1 protein-coding gene and 1 pseudogene are annotated in these 1,578 nt (G+C 34.0%); one reads left to right on the top strand and one right to left on the bottom strand.

All coding sequences use genetic code 11. From position 1 onward, the window contains the following. Positions 1-277: pseudogene (locus KW850_RS32525) on the bottom strand (NADP-dependent oxidoreductase); the annotation flags it as partial. A gap of 835 nt (positions 278-1,112) precedes the next feature. Between KW850_RS32525 and KW850_RS32520 the strand changes: the two are divergent. Continuing rightward, positions 1,113-1,373 carry a hypothetical protein gene (locus KW850_RS32520; RefSeq protein WP_218351712.1) on the top strand — a complete coding sequence of 87 codons (261 nt, stop codon included), beginning with the start codon at positions 1,113-1,115 and terminating at the stop codon, positions 1,371-1,373. The last annotated feature ends 205 nt before the right edge of the window (positions 1,374-1,578 follow it).

The following is a 1,578-nucleotide window of genomic DNA, read 5'->3' as shown; positions in this document are numbered from 1 at the left end:
CATCGAACACTGGTGATGCAGTCTCAATTACTCGACCTATAACCCCCCCGAGAATAACACCATCGATTGGATACGGAGCTACGTACGATTTTCCGGCATTCATTCGTCCGCGCATGTATGGATCAACTGAAATGTATAGACTTTGGACAAGCACTTGCTCATTTTGAAGCCCAGGAATTTCTACTTCTTCCATCCGGAAGTTCTCTGCGGTAGCCGTCTCTTCCGGTCTGGATGCCAGCACAATTCGTTTCTTGTAGGTTGGTCGTACTAAACTCATTTTCCACCTCTTTCTGGGTTCTTTACCCACTTTTTTAGTGCAGCATCGATACATAGATCGATATCAGCATACCACACGGTATGTCAAAATCTCACAGTATTTTATATAACCTTGTGAATTGAATTTTTCCAATCCACTCCTCATAGGGTAATCAGATTCACCCTCAACCATACGGGTTGCCTTTTGCTTTCAGTTAAAATATGTATTAACTTATAAGTTGGAAAAGTGTATTTAAAAGAGAAAATGGAGGAATCAAAATTGGATTCTGCAAAATCGGGTAAGAAACATTATGTACTAAAATCCACCCCACCCAGAATGAACTTTGCTTGATGACGTGTATGCAAGTAAAAGTATTCTTGGAATTTTATCTCAAACCGATTTAAATTAGTACTTTTTTTGAGTTATTATAATTCAAGAATAACTTACTTAAAGAATTATTCAGAGTTTACAAGCAAAGAAAGAAAAATTTTCAAAGAAATGAAAGTGAAAAGATGGAGAGTAAATAAAAATTTTTAATAAATATTGGTGTTGCTTGATCAACTAACGCATGCGTTAGTTATATAGCAATTAGGGGCTGAAGGTTCAGCCTTTTCTTCACTTTTTGGCAGATAAGTTGAAGAACAATTATACTAAAATGTAGTTACTTATTAAAAATAGAGGTGAGGAAATAAATTATTTCGGTACTGAATTACAATTTGGATTGGTGAAGAATACAAATCATGATAAATCTTTTATTAGCTTAATAATACCTGATATTATTTTGAAATTTTTACAAGAATGTCAATCCGATTTAATTATAAATTTAGATGTATTCACACAACTTGAATCGGAAGAAATGCGTTACTTTCATAATGAAGAAGTAAAAGAATTGAGGAATATTGCTAATACGATATTAATGTCATTAGAAAATAAAAAAATAAATGAAACAATTCAAGTATTTAGAGATATGTTTAATTTAACCGAGATTGATATTTCGAAAGATGACGTAAGTGAGGTATTCCAGCATCTTGTTCATCTATGTAATATAGCCTTAAAAGGACAGAAAATGTTATACGTTTTAGTTGGATTTGACGATACAAACTTCATTGAAGGGTAAAACCTTCTTATTCAACTAACGCATGCTTTACTTCAATTAGGGGTAAAGCCTTTTTCTTATTCAAGTAACGGGGCAGGATTGTTGTGCGAAATGTTTCTAGCTAAAATTGAGGATGGTCACATTACTCAGGTAAAGGCTAGACAGTTCCTTACGGAACTGAAGGATTATATCGAAGAATCAAATGACGGAGTAACACCCTGAAGGG

This window comes from Bacillus sp. sid0103 (assembly GCF_019219025.1).
Note: the sequence above shows the minus strand (reverse complement) of the source record. Positions and strands in the feature narration are given on the sequence as shown.

Coding starts and splice junctions, on each gene's coding strand:
- KW850_RS32520 (WP_218351712.1), top strand. CDS start 1,113: ATGCGTTACTTTCATAATGAAGAAGTAAAAGAATTGAGGAATATTGCT.